Consider the following 15,869-nt stretch of genomic DNA (forward strand, 5'->3'; position numbering starts at 1 on the left):
TGTTTTCTATGCACTTATCCAGACATCCGACCAGTTACCCCACCCGATGGCAAGAGATCGCGGCAAAGCTCGAAGTAGAGCTGCGCACGCACTACCGCTGCGGGGACTACCTCCCTGCCGAGCAGCAGCTTGCTGACCGCTATGAAGTGAACCGCCACACCCTGCGTCGCGCCATTGACCAGCTGGTCGAGCGCGGCTGGGTGCAGCGCCGTCAGGGCGTCGGCGTGCTGGTGCTGATGCGCCCGTTCGACTACCCGCTGAACGCCCAGGCGCGCTTTAGCCAGAACCTGCTGGATCAGGGCAGCCATCCGACCAGCGAAAAGCTGCTCTCGGTATTAAGACCGGCCTCCAGCCACGTGGCGGACGCGCTGGGCATTCAGGAGGGCGACAACGTCATCCACCTGCGCACGCTGCGCCGCGTCAACGGCGTGGCGGTGTGCCAGATCGATCACTACTTCGCGGACCTCGCCCTCTGGCCGGTGCTGCAGAATTTCTCCAGCGGATCGCTGCATGATTTTCTCCAGAATGCGACAGGCATTGCGCTGAAACGCACCCAGACGCGCATCAGCGCCCGCCGCGCGCAGGCGAAAGAGAGCAAAGTACTCGAAATCCCCAATATGGCCCCGCTGCTCTGCGTGCGCACCCTCAACCACCGTGACGGCGAGATCGACGCGACGGAATACTCCGTCAGCCTGACCCGCGCCGACATGATCGAATTCACCATGGAGCACTGAATGCACTTCGACACCGCCACCCGACAGCGCTGGATGCGCGTGCTGGCCCACAGCCAGCCTGCTGCGCTCTCTGCCCGCATGAACGCCCTTAGCTTGGCCCCCGGGTACGACATCCTCCGCGCGCCGGAGATCGGCCTTGTGCAGATCCAGGCGCGCATGGGCGGCACCGGCGAGCGCTTTTTCGCCGGGGATGCCACCCTCACCCGCGCAGCGATCCGCCTGCACAGCGGCACGCTGGGCTACGGCTACGTGCTGGGGCGTGATAAAGCGCACGCCGAGCGCTGCGCGGTCATCGACGCGCTTTTACAGGAACAACCGCATTTCCAGACGCTGATGGAAACCCTTATTTCCCCGCTGGAGGCCGACCGCGCCGCACGTATTGCCGCGCGTCAGGCCGAAGTGAATACCAGCCGGGTCGACTTCTTTACGCTCGTTCGCGGAGACAACGCATGACGCTTCAACCCGCTTTTACCCTGGCCGTCCAGGATGCCCAACACAGTTTTCGTCGCCTGCTGAAAGCCATGAGCGAGCCGGGCGTGATTGTCTCGCTGCACCAGCTCTCTCAGGGCTGGCTGCCGCTGAACCTGGCGACCACCAGCGTGCTGCTGACCCTGGCCGACAACGATACCCCGGTATGGCTTTCGGGCGCCCTGTCTAACGATATCGCCAGCCAGAACCTGCGTTTTCACACCGGCGCCCCGCTGGTTGAACAGCCGCAGCAGGCAATCTTTGCCGTGGCCGACGAACAAATCAGCCATGAACAGCTGAATGCCCTGAGCGAAGGCTCCGCCGTCGCCCCGGAAACCAGCGCCACGCTGATTTTGCAGGTCTCCAGCCTGAGCGGCGGCCGCATGCTGCGCCTGACCGGCGCAGGCATCGCCGATGAGCGCATGGTTGCGCCGCAGCTGCCGGAGTGCATCATTCACGAGCTGACCGAGCGCCCGCACCCGTTCCCGCTGGGCATTGACCTGATCCTGACCTGCGGCGAGCGCCTGCTGGCCATCCCGCGGACCACCCACGTGGAGGTGTGCTGATGTACGTTGCCGTCAAAGGGGGCGAGAAGGCTATCGCCGCCGCCCATGCGCTGCAGGCGCACAGACGACGGGGCGATGAACAGCTCCCTGAGCTGAGCGTGGCCCAAATCGAGCAGCAGCTAAACCTCGCCGTCGACCGGGTTATGACCGAAGGCGGCATCGCCGACCGCGAGCTGGCGGCGCTGGCCCTGAAGCAGGCCAGCGGCGATAACGTGGAAGCGATCTTCCTGCTGCGCGCTTACCGCACCACGCTTGCCAAACTGGCGGTGAGCGAGCCGGTCAATACCGCGGAGATGCGCCTGGAACGCCGCATTTCTGCCGTTTATAAAGACATCCCCGGCGGCCAGCTGCTTGGCCCCACGTACGACTACACCCACCGCCTGCTGGATTTTACCCTGCTGGCGAACGGCGAAGCGCCGACGCTCAGCACCTCCGATGCCGAACAGGAACCGTCTCCGCACGTCTTCAGCCTGCTGGCAAAACAGGGCCTGGCGAAGGCGGAAGAAGATTCTGTCGCGCAGCCGGATGACATTACCCGCACGCCGCCGGTTTACCCGTGCTCGCGCTCGTCTCGCCTGCAGCAGCTGATGCGCGGCGACGAGGGCTATCTGCTGGCGCTAGCCTACTCCACCCAGCGCGGCTACGGGCGCAACCACCCGTTTGCCGCCGAAATTCGCAGCGGCTACATCGACCTTGAAATCGTGCCGGAAGAGCTGGGTTTTGCGGTGAACGTCGGCGAACTGCTGATGACCGAATGCGAAATGGTCAACGGTTTTGTCGCGCCTGAAAATGAAGACCCGCACTTTACCCGCGGCTACGGGCTGGTGTTCGGCCTCGGCGAGCGCAAGGCCATGGCCATGGCACTGGTCGACCGCGCCCTGCAGGCACCCGACTACGGCGAGCACATTTCCGGCCCGGCGCAGGACGAAGAGTTTGTGCTGGCCCACGCGGATAACGTCGAAGCTGCGGGCTTCGTCTCGCACCTCAAGCTGCCGCACTACGTCGATTTCCAGGCCGAACTGGAACTGCTGAAACGCCTGCAACGGGAGCGCAAACATGGCTAACTTAAGCGGCTACAACTTTGCATATCTGGATGAGCAAACCAAACGCATGATCCGCCGAGCGATACTTAAAGCGGTGGCGATTCCGGGCTATCAGGTGCCCTTCGGCGGCCGCGAGATGCCGATGCCCTACGGCTGGGGCACGGGCGGTATTCAGATTACCGCCAGCGTGATCGGCGAGGCGGACGTGCTGAAGGTCATCGACCAGGGCGCCGACGACACCACCAACGCCGTGTCGATCCGCAGCTTCTTTCAGCGGGTAACGGGCGTCGCGACCACGGAAAAAACCGAAGACGCGACGCTGATCCAGACCCGCCACCGCATTCCCGAAACCCCGCTCGCTGAAGATCAGATTCTGATTTTCCAGGTGCCGATTCCGGAGCCGCTGCGCTTTATCGAGCCGCGCGAAACCGAAACCCGCACCATGCACGCCCTGGAAGAGTACGGCGTGATGCAGGTGAAGCTGTATGAGGATATCGCCCGCTTCGGCCATATCGCCACCACCTATGCGTACCCGGTGAAGGTCAACGGGCGCTACGTCATGGACCCGTCGCCGATCCCGAAGTTCGATAACCCGAAGATGGACATGATGCCCGCCCTGCAGCTGTTCGGCGCCGGGCGCGAAAAGCGCATCTACGCCGTCCCGCCGTACACGCGTGTCGAAAGCCTGGATTTCGACGATCACCCGTTTACGGTTCAGGAATGGGACGAGCCGTGCGCCATCTGCGGATCCAAACACAGCTATCTGGATGAAGTGGTGCTGGATGACACGGGCAAACGGATGTTTGTCTGCTCCGACACCGATTTTTGCCGCCAACAGAGCGAGGCGAACGGCCAATGAAACCGCTGCTTTCGGTTAATAACCTGACCCACCTGTATGCGCCGGGCAAAGGCTTTAGCGACGTGTCGTTCGAGCTGTGGCCGGGTGAGGTGCTGGGGATCGTCGGCGAGTCCGGCTCCGGCAAAACCACCCTGCTGAAGTCCATCTCCGCGCGCCTTACGCCGCAACACGGCGAGATACTCTATCAGGGACACTCCCTCTATGGCATGAGCGAGACCGAGCGCCGCCGCCTGCTGCGCACCGAGTGGGGCGTGGTGCATCAGCACCCGATGGACGGCCTGCGCCGTCAGGTCTCTGCGGGGGGCAATATTGGCGAACGCCTGATGGCCACCGGCGCGCGCCACTACGGCAATATCCGCGCCACCGCCCAGCACTGGCTTGAAGAGGTGGAAATCCCCGCCTCGCGCATCGACGACCTGCCGACGACCTTCTCCGGTGGGATGCAGCAGCGCCTGCAGATCGCCCGCAACCTGGTAACCCATCCGAAGCTGGTGTTTATGGATGAACCCACCGGCGGGCTGGACGTCTCGGTGCAGGCGCGCCTGCTCGACCTGCTGCGCGGCCTGGTGGTGGAACTGAACCTTGCGGTGGTGATTGTCACCCACGATTTAGGTGTTGCGCGCCTGCTGGCGGACCGTCTGCTGGTGATGAAGCAGGGTCAGGTGGTGGAAAGTGGGTTAACTGACCGCGTGCTCGACGATCCCCACCATCCCTATACCCAGCTGCTGGTGTCGTCCGTGTTGCAGAACTAAGAGGCCAACATGATCCACGTACAAAACGTAAGTAAGACCTTTGTGCTCCACCAGCAAAACGGCGTACGCCTGCCGGTGCTGCAAAATGCCTCACTGGAGGTGAATCGCGGCGAATGCGTGGTGCTGCACGGCCACTCCGGCAGTGGAAAATCCACCCTGCTGCGCTCCCTGTACGCCAACTATCTGCCCGACGAAGGCCATATTCATATTCGCCACGGCGATGAATGGGTCGACCTGGTACAGGCCCCCGCGCGTAAGGTGCTGGAGGTGCGCCGCTCAACGATCGGCTGGGTGAGCCAGTTTCTGCGGGTGATCCCGCGGATCTCCGCCCTGGACGTGGTCATGCAGCCGCTGCTGGATCTTGGCGTACCGCGTGAAACCTGTGCCGCCAAAGCCGCCAGCCTCCTGACGCGCCTCAACGTGCCCGAGCGCCTGTGGCACCTTGCCCCGTCGACCTTTTCCGGCGGCGAGCAGCAGCGCGTCAATATCGCCCGCGGCTTTATCGTCGACTACCCGATTTTACTTCTGGATGAACCCACCGCCTCGCTCGACGCTAAAAACAGCGCGGCCGTGGTGGCGCTGATCGAACAGGCCAAAGCGCGCGGGGCGGCGATCGTCGGGATCTTCCACGACGAGAGCGTTCGCACCCGCGTCGCGGACAGGCTGCACCCGATGGGGACAAACGCATGATTATCAATAACGTCAAGCTGGTGCTGGATAATGAGGTGGTTGACGGCTCGATTGAGATCCAGGACGGAACAATCCGCGCGTTTGCTGAAACCCAGAGCCGCTCGCCCGAGGCGATGGACGGTGAAGGCGGCTGGCTGCTGCCGGGGCTGATTGAACTGCATACCGATAATCTGGATAAATTCTTCACCCCGCGCCCGAAGGTCGACTGGCCCGCGCATTCTGCGATGAGCAGCCACGACGCGCTGATGGTCGCCAGCGGCATCACCACCGTACTGGACGCGGTGGCGATTGGCGACGTGCGCGACGGCGGGGACCGTCTGGAGAACCTGGAGAAGATGATCAACGCCGTGGAAGAGACGCAAAAGCGGGGCCTCAACCGCGCCGAGCACCGCCTGCACCTGCGCTGCGAGCTGCCGCACCACACCACCCTGCCGCTGTTTGAAAAGCTGGTCGGCCGCGAGCCGGTGTCGCTGGTCTCCCTGATGGACCACTCGCCGGGACAGCGCCAGTTCGCCAACATTGAAAAGTATCGCGAATACTATCAGGGCAAATATTCTCTCAGCGATGCGGAAATGGCGCGTTACGAAGAAGAGCAGCTGGCGCTTGCGGCACGGTGGTCGCAGCCTAACCGTCTCAGGATTGCGGCGATGTGCCGGGACCGTAATATCGCGCTGGCCAGCCATGACGATGCCACACACGATCATGTCCTTGAATCCCACCAGCTTGGCAGCGTGATCGCCGAATTTCCCACCACGTTCGAGGCGGCTGAAGCCTCCCGCAGGCACGGCATGAACGTCCTGATGGGCGCACCGAATATCGTGCGCGGCGGCTCGCACTCCGGCAACGTCGCGGCAAGCAGGCTCGCGTCCCTCGGCCTGCTGGATATCCTCTCGTCCGACTACTACCCCGCCAGCCTGCTCGACGCGGCGTTCCGGGTGGCCGACGACGAGGGCAACCGCTTTACGCTGCCGCAGGCGATTCGCCTGGTGACGAAAAACCCGGCCTCGGCGCTTAATCTGCAGGATCGCGGCGAGATAGCCGAAGGCAAGCGGGCGGATCTGGTCCTGGCCCACCGCAAGGGCGAACACATCCATATCGACCACGTCTGGCGTCAGGGAAAGAGGGTGTTCTGATGGGAAGACTTATCTGGCTAATGGGGCCGTCCGGCTCCGGTAAGGACAGCCTGCTGTCCGCCTTACGGCAGCAGGAGCATCCGCAGCTGCTGGTGGCGCACCGGTACATTACCCGCGCGGCCAATGCGGGGAGTGAAAACCATATCGCCCTGAGCGAGCAGGAGTTTTTCACCCGCGCCGGGCAAAATCTGCTGGCGCTGAGCTGGCACGCCAATGGCTATTACTACGGAATCGGCATCGAGACCGATCTGTGGCTGCATGCGGGGTTCGACGTGCTGGTCAACGGCTCGCGGGCGCATCTTTCGCAGGCGCGCGCCCGCTATGGGGCAGCCCTGCTGCCGGTCTGCCTGCAGGTTTCACCGGAGGTTCTGCGCAGCCGGTTGCAGAGACGGGGTCGTGAATCCGCCCGCGAGATCGACCAGCGGCTGGAACGTGCGGCGCGCTACACCCCGTCCGACTGCCATATCCTTAATAACGACGGAAGTTTGCTACAGTCAGTCGATACCTTTTTATCGCTTATCCGTCAGAAGGAGAAACAGCATGCCTGACTGCAGGCTTCGTCCCGCCACCGCCGACGATACGCAAATCGTCTATGCGTTAATCTGCGAATTGAAACAGGCGGAATTCGATCGCCAGGCGTTTCACGCGGGCTATCTTGCCAATCTGCAGGATCACAATATGCGCTACCAGCTTGCCGAGCTGGACGGGCAGGTCATCGGCATGATCGGCCTGCACCTGCAGTTTCACCTCCATCACGCGCGCTGGATCGGCGAGATCCAGGAGCTGGTGGTGATGCCGCAGGCGCGCGGGCTAAAAGTGGGCAGCCATCTGCTCGCCTGGGCAGAGGACGTCGCGAGACAGGCCGGCGCTGAGCTGACCGAGCTCTCCACCAGCGTGAAGCGCACCGATGCCCATCGTTTTTACGTCCGTGAAGGATATACGCAGAGCCATTTTCGATTCACTAAACCGCTGTAGAGGTGCGTTATGAGTCTGACGATCGCGTTAACAGGAACCGGAAGCGCCCAGCTCGTGCCGGTCTTTGGCTGCGACTGCGCGGCGTGTCGCCGGGCGCGTCTGCAGGAGACCTATCGCCGTCGCCCCTGTAGCGCGGTGGTCAAATTCAACGATGCGGTGACCCTGCTGGACGCGGGTATTCCGCACCTGATGGACGACTGGCCCGCAGGCAGCTTTCAGCAGTTTTTGCTGACCCATTATCATATGGATCACGTTCAGGGGCTGTTCCCCCTGCGCTGGGGCGTGGGCGCGACGATCCCCGTTTACGGTCCGCCGGATGAAGCGGGCTGTGACGACCTGTTTAAACATCCGGGGATTCTGGATTTCAGCCATACGGTCGAACCGTTTGTGATGTTTGAACTTCAGGGAATGCGGGTTACGCCGCTGCCGCTCAACCATTCGAAACTGACCTTCGGGTATTTGCTGGAGTCGGCCCACAGCCGCGTAGCCTGGCTTTCCGATACCGCCGGGCTGCCGGAAAAAACGGTGAAGTTCCTGCTCAACAATCAGCCGCAGGCGATGATTATCGACTGCAGCCATGCACCGCGCGACGAAACGCCGCGAAACCATTGCGATTTAAATACCGTGATGGCGCTAAACGAGGTGATTGGCTGTCCGCAGGTGATCCTGACCCACATCAGCCATCAGTTTGACGTGTGGATGATGGATAACCCGCTGCCCGACGGCATTGAAGCAGGGTATGACGGGATGGTGCTGGTCCTGGATTAGTTTTCTCCCTCTCCCGTGGGAGAGGGTTGGGGTGAGGGCAAGAGGCCGCACTTAGCCTCGATCGTAATCGTCTTCCAACCTGCGCTCGTCCTCTTCCAGACGACGTCTGTCGTCATCCAGCTGGCGCTGGCGCTCGTCTAAACGGCGGCGCCTGTCTTCGAGCTGCCGACGACGATCGTCGTACTGTCGACTGTCGATTTGACGGCTGCGGTCATAACGATCGTCGTCGTCATTGCTGCGGCTGCTGCTGGGGTTGTAGGCATCGTTGATCGCCTGCTGAATGTTGCCAATAGCATCATCAACAATGTCGGCATGAGCCAGTTGGCTGGTGAGAGACAGCAGACCAAATAACAGAGCAGTTGAGTAACGTTTCATAAGGCCAGACTCGCAGGTGAACTGGCTTTACGATAATCAACGGCAGGAAACGGGGGTAGCGGAGGAATCTCAAATTCAGTTGTGTCCTGGGACTTCCATCAGTTGATTCGCACGCTGTTTATTTTCTGCAACCAGGACGATGCCATAGCATTTTTGATCCGGCGAATGGCTCCAGATACGATCTTCGGGGATACACCCTCCGTCATAGATAACCTTGCTACCATCATACGGCCAAAATGCGCCCTGCTCGGTATCGAGAACAAATACAGCGATTTGGTCAGACTCGCGGGCAATTTTTTGCCAGAGCATCTTCCCACCCTCATATTGTTCAAAGTCGCTGACAAGCGTCACGCCACACTGTAATACCAGGGCTTCATACAGGCGAGTTGCCAGTCCCTTGTCACGCTCGGCGGGATCAACGCAGATACCTTCTACCTGAATAACACTGGCATCTTCCCAACAGCGCTCGACGGCAATAATATCTTCACCCAAATGCGTTTTACGTTGTAAATCCAGGGCAGCAACAACCCGATGCCGGGGCACTCCATCGAAGGTTTCGATATCCGCTTCAATAATCGCAGCTCTTGGCGTCTGGCTATCAAAAATAACATGTAGCACTCGCCCGGAAAGCTCAAACTCATCAACGAGTTTAAACGACCTGGCAATTGTGCTCGGGCTGTATGTTGTAGGCATCACGATCATTTGTGAGTCCCCCTTTGTGAGTACCGGCATAATTCCTTTTATATCCCAATCTGCTAAATTTTGCGCAGATTAACATCACCGGCGTTAACGATGCTCTTGATGAAATCCTAAACAGGGGCATTTAAAAACATATTTTCCGCAGAGCCTGCGCCAGCTGCGCCCGCGTAAACGGCTTACGCAGTAACGGAACGTCCGGCAGCTGAGGATTATGCGCGGGCCGTAAATCCTGGCCGCTGATCAGCAGCACCGGAAGCTGCGGATAATGATTACGCACATGGCTAATCACCTCGGCTCCGCTCAGGCTTCCCGGCAACATCAGGTCGCTGATAAACATGCCAATATCCGGCGACGCCGCCAGCATGTTCAGCGCCTGCTCGCCGTTTTCCGCTTCGAGCGTCAGATAGCCAAGCTGGTGCAGCTGCTCGCACAGGGTCTGACGGACATCCGCCTCATCTTCCAGCACCAGCACCAGCCGCTCGCTATCGACGGAGGCGGTGGCAGATAATGCTTCATCAACTGCAGCAGCGGGCAGCGTCGAGCGCGGGAGGTGTAGCCGGACGGTTGTCCCCTGCCCCGGCGCGCTCTCGATCTCCACACGACCGCCGGACTGGCGGACAAAGCCGTAGACCATCGACAGGCCTAACCCGCTCCCGCTCCCGGTCTGCTTGGTGGTGAAGAACGGTTCAAAGACCCGGGATTTCACCTCCTGCGACATGCCGCTGCCGCGGTCAATGACCTCCAGCGCCACCATATCCTGCCTGCGCCCGTCGCTGCGGGTGACGCGCTGATTCCAGGTGCGAATTTTAATCACCCCGCTTTGCCCTTCCATCGCATCGCGCGCGTTCATCACCAGGTTGATGATGGCATTTTCCAGCTGGCTGACGTCTATCCAGGCGGGCCATGCAGGGGATTGCGCTTCAATCTCCAGGGTCAGGGTAGCAGGCAGGGAGTGGCGCAGCAGTTCCCGGAGGTTCTCCAGCAGCGGCAGCATCTCTACAGCATGCGGGGTCAGGGATTGCTTGCGGGAAAACGCCAGCAGTCGCTGTGTCAGTAAGGCGCCACGCTCGGCCGCCTTTAGCGCCCGGGTAATGCGCGGCGCGTCTTTTGATTCAGGGTCGGTGAGCTCAAGACTGCCGATGATCACCGCCAGCAGGTTGTTAAAATCATGCGCCAGCCCGCCCGTCAGCTGTCCGACGGCCTTCATCTTCTGGCTGTGCAGGAGCGCCTCTTCCAGCCCCTGACGCTCAATGCGGTCGATCTCCATCTGCGTTGTTTTTTCTTTCAGCAGACGCGTGGTGTGTTCAAGCGAGGCGGTGTTGCGGGCAAAAACGTTGAACGCGCGCGCCAGCTCACCCAGCTCATCGCGCCGCTGCAGGGCGGGAACGGAGACATCCTGTTCGCCGTGAGCAAGACGCGACATCGCCCGGGAAATGGCCGTCAGGTTGGAGGCCAGATGGCGGTAGATATACCAGCAGGCACACCCGGTGATGATCAGCGCCAGCACGGCGAAGATGCTGATAAACACGCTGATGGATTGCAGTTCGTGATGGCTCTGGGCGGTGCGAAGCCGGGAGGCCTGCGCCACCTGCTCCACGTACTGATTGATGTCGCTGTTGAGGATCGCCACCAGCGCCTTGATGTGGAACATGTACCAGCTTATCGCCAGATCGCTCTCCTCCAGCTGCTTCGACAGCGGGGCGAGCTGACCTAGCTCGGCATTAAAATCAGGCAGAACTTCCTTCACAACCGGCTGTACGGCACTCCGGGGCAGCGTTGCGGCCACCGCGTCCAGCTGCTGAACGGTCGCGCGCGGCGAAGGGGTGTCAATGGCGGCGGCGATCAGCCGGTCCATCTCCATCAGCTGCTGCGCATTCGGTACGTTGCTGTCATAACGGCGGTTGATGTCCTGCAGATGGCGCAGGTAGCTCTGGCTTTGATACAGCGAGCTCAGCAGCGCGTTACGCTCCAGATGGCGTCGCTGTCCTCGCTCCAGCATCTCCGTCACGCTCTGCTGTAACTCATTGCTTCGTTGAATAATACGCGCCACCAGGGCCGGCTCCTGCTGCGCCAGCGGCGCCTCCGCAAGCTGCTCCAGCGAATGGCGCAGGGCCATTTGCGTCTGCTTCAGGCGCTCGGCTTCCCCTTTGTACTCGAGCGCCCCCACCACCTGCGAGAGCCGCACCGCCGCCGTCGCTACGTTGGCGGTATCGCGGGCCAGGTTCATGCTGCCGGTCATATCGTCCAGCGTTTGCTGCTGCACCTGCTCCTGGATTTGGCTGGCGTGGCGGAAGCCGAGCACCGCCACGCCGCTCACCATCAGCGTCACGGCGACCACCAGCAGATTGAAAATCAGCAGGCGGCCTCGGGCGCTGGCGAAGAACGGGGGGCGTGATGGCATGGGGTTGGGCTCCTTTGCGGTTTGCTGCCCTCACCCTGCCCCTCTCCCACAGGGAGAGTGAAAAGGAAAATGTGATGGCGATTAGCTATTCATAACTATGACAAATATGAACAGCTTCTGACATTTTGCATTTACGCACCTGTGATGAAGTGCAGAAATCGGCATTCACAGGAGATCCGCCATGAGCAGAACCCCGGTATTAGAGATGCGCAGCATTGCCAAAACGTTTGGCAGTTTCCACGCGCTCAAGGGTGTGGATTTGACGGTTTTTCCCGGTGAGATTCATGCGCTGATGGGCGAAAACGGCGCGGGAAAAAGCACGCTGATGAAAATCCTCGCAGGGGCCTATACCGCCACCAGCGGCGAGATCCTGATCGACGGCAAGCCGTTTCACATTAAAGGGCCGAAGGATGCGCTGGCCGCAGGCATCACGCTGATTTATCAGGAGATGCAGCTCGCGCCCAATCTCACCGTAGCCGAAAATATCTTCCTCGGCAGCGAACTGTCGCGCGGCGGGCTGGTCCAGCGCAAGGAGATGGCAGCCCAGGCGCAGGCGGTGATTGACCGCCTCGGCGCGCAGTTCAGCGCCACCGATCTGGTGATGAAGCTGACCATCGCCGAACAGCAGCAGGTGGAAATTGCCCGCGCGCTGCACCGCAACAGCCGTATTCTGGTGATGGATGAACCCACCGCCGCCCTCTCCTCACGGGAAACGCATCGCCTGTTTGAACTGATTTTGCGCCTGCGCGATGAAGGGATGGCGATCATCTATATCAGCCACCGCATGGCGGAGGTCTATGAACTCTCTGACCGCGTCAGCGTTCTGCGCGACGGGCAGTACGTCGGGAGCCTGACGCGCGACAAGCTGAACGCGTCGGAACTGGTGAAGATGATGGTGGGCCGCCCGCTAAGCGACCTGTTCAACAAGGAGCGTGATATTCCCCTCGGCAGCCCGCGTCTCAACGTCCACCACCTCACCGACGGTAAAAAAGTACAGCCGTGCAGCCTGCAGGTGCGTTCCGGCGAAATCGTCGGGCTGGCGGGACTGGTCGGGGCCGGACGTTCCGAGCTGGCGCAGCTTATCTTCGGCGTGCGTAAAGCCACGGGCGGCATGATTGAGGTCGACGGCGAGCCGGTGGTGATCCATTCGCCGCGCGCGGCCATCGAAAACGGCATCGGTTTTCTCACCGAAAACCGCAAGGAGCAGGGGCTGTTTCTGGAGCTGGCGGCGCAGGAGAACATCACCATGGCGACGCTGGAGCGCGACGCGACCTTCGGTATGTTAAACCGCAAAAAAGCCCAGTCGATTTCCGATGACGCCATCGCCCTGCTCAACATCCGCGTGCCCCATTCGCAGGTGCGCGCGGGCGGGCTGTCCGGCGGAAATCAGCAGAAGCTGCTCATCTCCCGCTGGGTCGCCATCGGCCCACGCATTCTGATTCTGGACGAACCCACGCGCGGCGTGGACGTCGGCGCGAAAAGCGAGATCTACCGCATCATGAACCAGATGGCCCGCAAAGGGGTGGCAATTTTAATGATCTCCAGCGAGCTGCCGGAAGTGGTGGGGATGAGCGACCGGGTGTACGTGATGAGGGAAGGCAGCATTGCGGGTGAACTTCACGGGCGCGACATCTCTCAGGAAAACATCATGACGCTGGCAACCGGCGTAAACGACACTCATCATCAGGCGGTGTAACCATGACACATTCAACCAGTCCGCAGCAGGTGGCGAAATCCGCCTCCGCAAAAAAAATGCTGATGAGCGATCTGATGCAAACGGTCGGTATCCTGCCGATTCTTATCCTGATTGTGGCGGTATTTGGCTTTATCGCCCCCAACTTCTTTACCGAGAGCAACCTGCTCAACATCACCCGTCAGGCGTCGATCAATATCGTGCTGGCGGCGGGAATGACCTTTATTATCCTGACCGGCGGGATTGACCTCTCCGTGGGTTCGATTCTCGGCACCACGGCGGTGGCGGCGATGGTGGTGTCGCTCATTCCCGAATTCGCCGGTCTGTCCATTCCGGCCGCGCTAATGCTCGGCATGGTGCTGGGCCTGTTCAACGGCGCGCTGGTGGCCTTTGCCGGGCTGCCGCCCTTTATCGTCACGCTCGGCACCTATACGGCGCTGCGCGGCGCGGCCTATCTGCTGGCCGACGGCACGACGGTCATTAACTCCAACATCAACTTCGAGTGGATCGGCAATAACTATCTCGGCCCGATCCCCTGGCTGGTTGTCATTGCCCTTGCGGTCATTGCGGTGTGCTGGTTCATCCTGCGCCGCACCACGCTCGGCGTTCACATCTACGCCGTGGGCGGCAACATGCAGGCGGCGCGCTTAACGGGCATCAAGGTCTGGCTGGTGCTGCTGTTTGTCTACGGCATGAGCGGCCTGCTCTCCGGCCTCGGCGGCGTCATGAGCGCCTCACGCCTGTACAGCGCTAACGGCAACCTCGGCACGGGTTACGAGCTGGATGCAATTGCGGCGGTGATCCTCGGCGGCACCAGCTTTGTCGGCGGGATCGGCACGATCACCGGCACGCTGGTCGGCGCATTGATCATCGCTACCCTCAACAACGGCATGACGCTGATGGGCGTCTCCTACTTCTGGCAGCTGGTGATCAAAGGGGCGGTGATCATCATTGCGGTGCTGATCGACAAATACCGTACCCGACACCATCAAAGTGCATAACAACAATACCCTACGAGTGAGGAAGACAAGATGCGTTTGAAACCCTTAGTAACCGCGCTCTGTGCTGGCGCGCTGCTTGCCGCAACGCCGTTTGCGCAGGCAAAAGATCTGAAGTCCATTGGCGTGACGGTGGGTGACCTGGCCAACCCGTTCTTCGTGCAGATCACCAAAGGTGCCGAGCTGGAAGCGCGCAAGCTGGCGGGGGATAACGTCAAGGTGACGCTGGTCTCCAGCGGTTACGATCTGGGCCAGCAGGTGGCGCAGATCGACAACTTCATCGCCGCGAAGGTGGACATGATCATCCTCAACGCCGCGGACTCCAAAGGGATCGGCCCGGCGGTGAAGCGCGCGAAGGACGCCGGGATCGTGGTCGTGGCGGTTGACGTAGCGGCTGAAGGGGCGGATGCCACCATCACCTCCGATAACACCCAGGCGGGTGAGATGGCCTGTAAGTACATTACCGACCGTCTGAAAGGGAAAGGCAACGTGGTGATCATCAACGGGCCGCCGGTCTCTGCGGTGCAAAACCGCGTGGAAGGGTGCCAGACGGAGTTCAAAAAACATCCGGATATCAAGGTGCTCTCGGATAACCAGAACGCCAAGGGCAGTCGTGAAGGCGGTCTGGAAGTCATGACCTCCCTGCTGGCGGCCAATCCGAAGATCGACGGCGTGTTTGCGATTAACGATCCGACCGCGATCGGCGCCGATCTGGCCGCGAAGCAGGCGCAGCGCAATGAGTTCTTTATTGTCGGCGTGGATGGCAGCCCGGACGGTGAGGAAGCGCTGAAGCGCGAAAACTCCCTGTTTGTCGCGACCCCGGCGCAAGATCCGCAGGTTATGGCGGCAAAAGCGGTGGAGATCGGCTATGACATTCTTCAGGGCAAACCTGCGCCGAAAGAGCCTGTGCTGATCCCGGTGACGATGATCGATAAAAAGAACGTCGGCACGTATAAGGGGTGGACGGTTAAATGATCCTTTTCCCTCTCCCGCAGGGAGAGGGAACTGTTTTCAAGGAGTCCCCATGAAACGCTCCGACATCAATGAAATTCTCGGCCACACGCGACAGTTCTTTTCCATGCACGACGTGCATCTCCCGCCTTTTGCCAGCTTTCCGCCAACAAAATGGCAGCAGCTTGACCAGGCCGCGTGGCAGGAAGTGTTCGATCTCAAGCTCGGCTGGGACGTGACGGCGTTCGGCGGCAACAGCTTTGCCGCAGAGGGCCTGACGCTGTTTACCCTGCGCAACGGCTCGCCCAACGGCGTACCTTATGAAAAATGCTATGCCGAAAAAATCATGCACGTTCGAGACGGCCAGGTCACGCCGATGCATTTTCACTGGCGCAAGCGCGAAGACATCATCAACCGGGGCGGCGGTAATCTGATTATTGAGTTATGGAATGCCGGGGCGCATGAAGAGACGGAAAACACCGACGTGACGGTCACCGTCGACGGCTGCCGTCAGACCCACGCTCCCGGCAGCCAGCTGCGCCTGCTGCCCGGGGAAAGCATCTGCCTGACGCCCGGTCTTTACCACAGTTTCTGGGGCGAACGCGGCTTCGGTGACGTGCTGGTCGGGGAAGTGTCCTCGGTCAATGACGATGAACACGACAACCACTTTTTGCAGCCCGTTGCCCGCTATAACAACATAGAAGAAGACGAACCGGCGCTGCTGGTGCTGTGCAACGAGTACAACCTGTTTCGGATATAAGGGG

18 protein-coding genes are annotated in these 15,869 nt (G+C 60.7%); 15 read left to right on the forward strand and 3 right to left on the reverse strand.

Going from position 1 to position 15,869, the window contains the following annotated elements; all coding sequences use genetic code 11:
- Positions 1-8 precede the first annotated feature (8 nt).
- Genes phnF through phnP form a run of 11 tightly spaced genes read left to right on the forward strand, consistent with a single transcriptional unit; the run spans position 9 to position 7,988 of the window.
- On the forward strand, positions 9-734 hold the full coding sequence (gene phnF / locus ACWYRJ_RS07565) for a phosphonate metabolism transcriptional regulator PhnF (RefSeq protein WP_149367237.1): 726 nt from the start codon (positions 9-11) through the stop codon (positions 732-734).
- Positions 735-1,187, forward strand: coding sequence for a phosphonate C-P lyase system protein PhnG (phnG, locus tag ACWYRJ_RS07570; protein ID WP_149367236.1), 453 nt, complete (start codon positions 735-737; stop codon positions 1,185-1,187).
- The gene (phnH, locus tag ACWYRJ_RS07575; protein ID WP_111964176.1) at positions 1,184-1,768 is read left to right on the forward strand and encodes a phosphonate C-P lyase system protein PhnH; all 585 of its coding nucleotides are present in this window, start codon (positions 1,184-1,186) and stop codon (positions 1,766-1,768) included. The genes phnG and phnH overlap by 4 nt, the downstream gene beginning before the upstream one ends.
- The gene (locus ACWYRJ_RS07580; RefSeq protein ID WP_455507669.1) at positions 1,768-2,832 is read left to right on the forward strand and encodes a carbon-phosphorus lyase complex subunit PhnI; all 1,065 of its coding nucleotides are present in this window, start codon (positions 1,768-1,770) and stop codon (positions 2,830-2,832) included. Before phnH ends, ACWYRJ_RS07580 begins: the two co-directional genes overlap by 1 nt.
- The gene (locus tag ACWYRJ_RS07585; RefSeq protein WP_048990321.1) at positions 2,825-3,670 is read left to right on the forward strand and encodes an alpha-D-ribose 1-methylphosphonate 5-phosphate C-P-lyase PhnJ; all 846 of its coding nucleotides are present in this window, start codon (positions 2,825-2,827) and stop codon (positions 3,668-3,670) included. The genes ACWYRJ_RS07580 and ACWYRJ_RS07585 overlap by 8 nt, the downstream gene beginning before the upstream one ends.
- Positions 3,667-4,422 carry a phosphonate C-P lyase system protein PhnK gene (gene phnK / locus ACWYRJ_RS07590; RefSeq protein WP_111964178.1) on the forward strand — a complete coding sequence of 252 codons (756 nt, stop codon included), beginning with the start codon at positions 3,667-3,669 and terminating at the stop codon, positions 4,420-4,422. Before ACWYRJ_RS07585 ends, phnK begins: the two co-directional genes overlap by 4 nt.
- Before the next feature lie 9 nt (positions 4,423-4,431).
- Positions 4,432-5,112, forward strand: coding sequence for a phosphonate C-P lyase system protein PhnL (gene phnL, locus ACWYRJ_RS07595; RefSeq protein ID WP_149367233.1), 681 nt, complete (start codon positions 4,432-4,434; stop codon positions 5,110-5,112).
- Complete coding sequence (gene phnM, locus ACWYRJ_RS07600; RefSeq protein WP_249576522.1) at positions 5,109-6,245, forward strand: alpha-D-ribose 1-methylphosphonate 5-triphosphate diphosphatase; 1,137 nt, start codon at positions 5,109-5,111, stop codon at positions 6,243-6,245. Before phnL ends, phnM begins: the two co-directional genes overlap by 4 nt.
- Positions 6,242-6,793, forward strand: a complete 552-nt coding sequence (phnN, locus tag ACWYRJ_RS07605; RefSeq protein WP_149367231.1) for a ribose 1,5-bisphosphokinase — start codon at positions 6,242-6,244, stop codon at positions 6,791-6,793. The genes phnM and phnN overlap by 4 nt, the downstream gene beginning before the upstream one ends.
- A complete protein-coding gene (phnO, locus tag ACWYRJ_RS07610; RefSeq protein ID WP_111964182.1) occupies positions 6,786-7,220 on the forward strand; it encodes an aminoalkylphosphonate N-acetyltransferase in 435 nt (144 codons plus the stop codon). The genes phnN and phnO overlap by 8 nt, the downstream gene beginning before the upstream one ends.
- 9 nt (positions 7,221-7,229) lie before the next feature.
- Positions 7,230-7,988: a phosphonate metabolism protein PhnP gene (gene phnP / locus ACWYRJ_RS07615; protein ID WP_149367230.1), complete on the forward strand. Its 759-nt coding sequence runs from the start codon at positions 7,230-7,232 to the stop codon at positions 7,986-7,988.
- Positions 7,989-8,039: 51 nt separating this feature from the next.
- Here the strand turns inward: phnP and yjdP are convergent, their stop codons facing one another.
- The 3 genes from yjdP to ACWYRJ_RS07630 all read right to left on the reverse strand — a co-directional run bounded on the left by yjdP (position 8,040) and on the right by ACWYRJ_RS07630 (position 11,463).
- The gene (yjdP, locus tag ACWYRJ_RS07620) at positions 8,040-8,363 is read right to left on the reverse strand and encodes a DDRRRQL repeat protein YjdP (RefSeq protein ID WP_033144428.1); all 324 of its coding nucleotides are present in this window, start codon (positions 8,361-8,363) and stop codon (positions 8,040-8,042) included.
- A gap of 75 nt (positions 8,364-8,438) precedes the next feature.
- Positions 8,439-9,065: a GNAT family N-acetyltransferase gene (locus ACWYRJ_RS07625; RefSeq protein WP_149367229.1), complete on the reverse strand. Its 627-nt coding sequence runs from the start codon at positions 9,063-9,065 to the stop codon at positions 8,439-8,441.
- A gap of 121 nt (positions 9,066-9,186) precedes the next feature.
- Positions 9,187-11,463, reverse strand: coding sequence for an ATP-binding protein (locus ACWYRJ_RS07630; protein ID WP_455507670.1), 2,277 nt, complete (start codon positions 11,461-11,463; stop codon positions 9,187-9,189).
- A 181-nt stretch (positions 11,464-11,644) separates the two neighbouring features.
- Between ACWYRJ_RS07630 and ACWYRJ_RS07635 the strand changes: the two genes are divergently transcribed.
- From ACWYRJ_RS07635 to ACWYRJ_RS07650, 4 genes are read left to right on the forward strand one after another with little or no spacing between them, the layout of a single operon-like run.
- Entirely contained in the window at positions 11,645-13,159 is a 1,515-nt protein-coding gene (locus ACWYRJ_RS07635) for a sugar ABC transporter ATP-binding protein (protein ID WP_455507671.1), read from the forward strand.
- A gap of 2 nt (positions 13,160-13,161) precedes the next feature.
- Positions 13,162-14,157: an ABC transporter permease subunit gene (locus ACWYRJ_RS07640; protein ID WP_133293600.1), complete on the forward strand. Its 996-nt coding sequence runs from the start codon at positions 13,162-13,164 to the stop codon at positions 14,155-14,157.
- A 30-nt stretch (positions 14,158-14,187) separates the two neighbouring features.
- The gene (locus ACWYRJ_RS07645; protein ID WP_126817613.1) at positions 14,188-15,129 is read left to right on the forward strand and encodes an ABC transporter substrate-binding protein; all 942 of its coding nucleotides are present in this window, start codon (positions 14,188-14,190) and stop codon (positions 15,127-15,129) included.
- Positions 15,130-15,178: 49 nt separating this feature from the next.
- A complete protein-coding gene (locus ACWYRJ_RS07650) occupies positions 15,179-15,865 on the forward strand; it encodes a D-lyxose/D-mannose isomerase (protein WP_111964188.1) in 687 nt (228 codons plus the stop codon).
- Positions 15,866-15,869 lie beyond the last annotated feature (4 nt).

It is taken from the genome of Enterobacter sp., assembly GCF_977039595.1.

Coding starts and splice junctions, on each gene's coding strand:
- phnO (WP_111964182.1), top strand. CDS start 6,786: ATGCCTGACTGCAGGCTTCGTCCCGCCACCGCCGACGATACGCAAATC.
- phnK (WP_111964178.1), top strand. CDS start 3,667: ATGAAACCGCTGCTTTCGGTTAATAACCTGACCCACCTGTATGCGCCG.
- ACWYRJ_RS07640 (WP_133293600.1), top strand. CDS start 13,162: ATGACACATTCAACCAGTCCGCAGCAGGTGGCGAAATCCGCCTCCGCA.
- yjdP (WP_033144428.1), bottom strand. CDS start 8,363: ATGAAACGTTACTCAACTGCTCTGTTATTTGGTCTGCTGTCTCTCACC.
- phnH (WP_111964176.1), top strand. CDS start 1,184: ATGACGCTTCAACCCGCTTTTACCCTGGCCGTCCAGGATGCCCAACAC.
- ACWYRJ_RS07650 (WP_111964188.1), top strand. CDS start 15,179: ATGAAACGCTCCGACATCAATGAAATTCTCGGCCACACGCGACAGTTC.
- ACWYRJ_RS07630 (WP_455507670.1), bottom strand. CDS start 11,463: ATGCCATCACGCCCCCCGTTCTTCGCCAGCGCCCGAGGCCGCCTGCTG.
- phnF (WP_149367237.1), top strand. CDS start 9: ATGCACTTATCCAGACATCCGACCAGTTACCCCACCCGATGGCAAGAG.
- ACWYRJ_RS07635 (WP_455507671.1), top strand. CDS start 11,645: ATGAGCAGAACCCCGGTATTAGAGATGCGCAGCATTGCCAAAACGTTT.
- ACWYRJ_RS07645 (WP_126817613.1), top strand. CDS start 14,188: ATGCGTTTGAAACCCTTAGTAACCGCGCTCTGTGCTGGCGCGCTGCTT.
- phnM (WP_249576522.1), top strand. CDS start 5,109: ATGATTATCAATAACGTCAAGCTGGTGCTGGATAATGAGGTGGTTGAC.
- phnL (WP_149367233.1), top strand. CDS start 4,432: ATGATCCACGTACAAAACGTAAGTAAGACCTTTGTGCTCCACCAGCAA.
- ACWYRJ_RS07625 (WP_149367229.1), bottom strand. CDS start 9,065: ATGATCGTGATGCCTACAACATACAGCCCGAGCACAATTGCCAGGTCG.
- ACWYRJ_RS07580 (WP_455507669.1), top strand. CDS start 1,768: ATGTACGTTGCCGTCAAAGGGGGCGAGAAGGCTATCGCCGCCGCCCAT.
- phnG (WP_149367236.1), top strand. CDS start 735: ATGCACTTCGACACCGCCACCCGACAGCGCTGGATGCGCGTGCTGGCC.
- ACWYRJ_RS07585 (WP_048990321.1), top strand. CDS start 2,825: ATGGCTAACTTAAGCGGCTACAACTTTGCATATCTGGATGAGCAAACC.
- phnP (WP_149367230.1), top strand. CDS start 7,230: ATGAGTCTGACGATCGCGTTAACAGGAACCGGAAGCGCCCAGCTCGTG.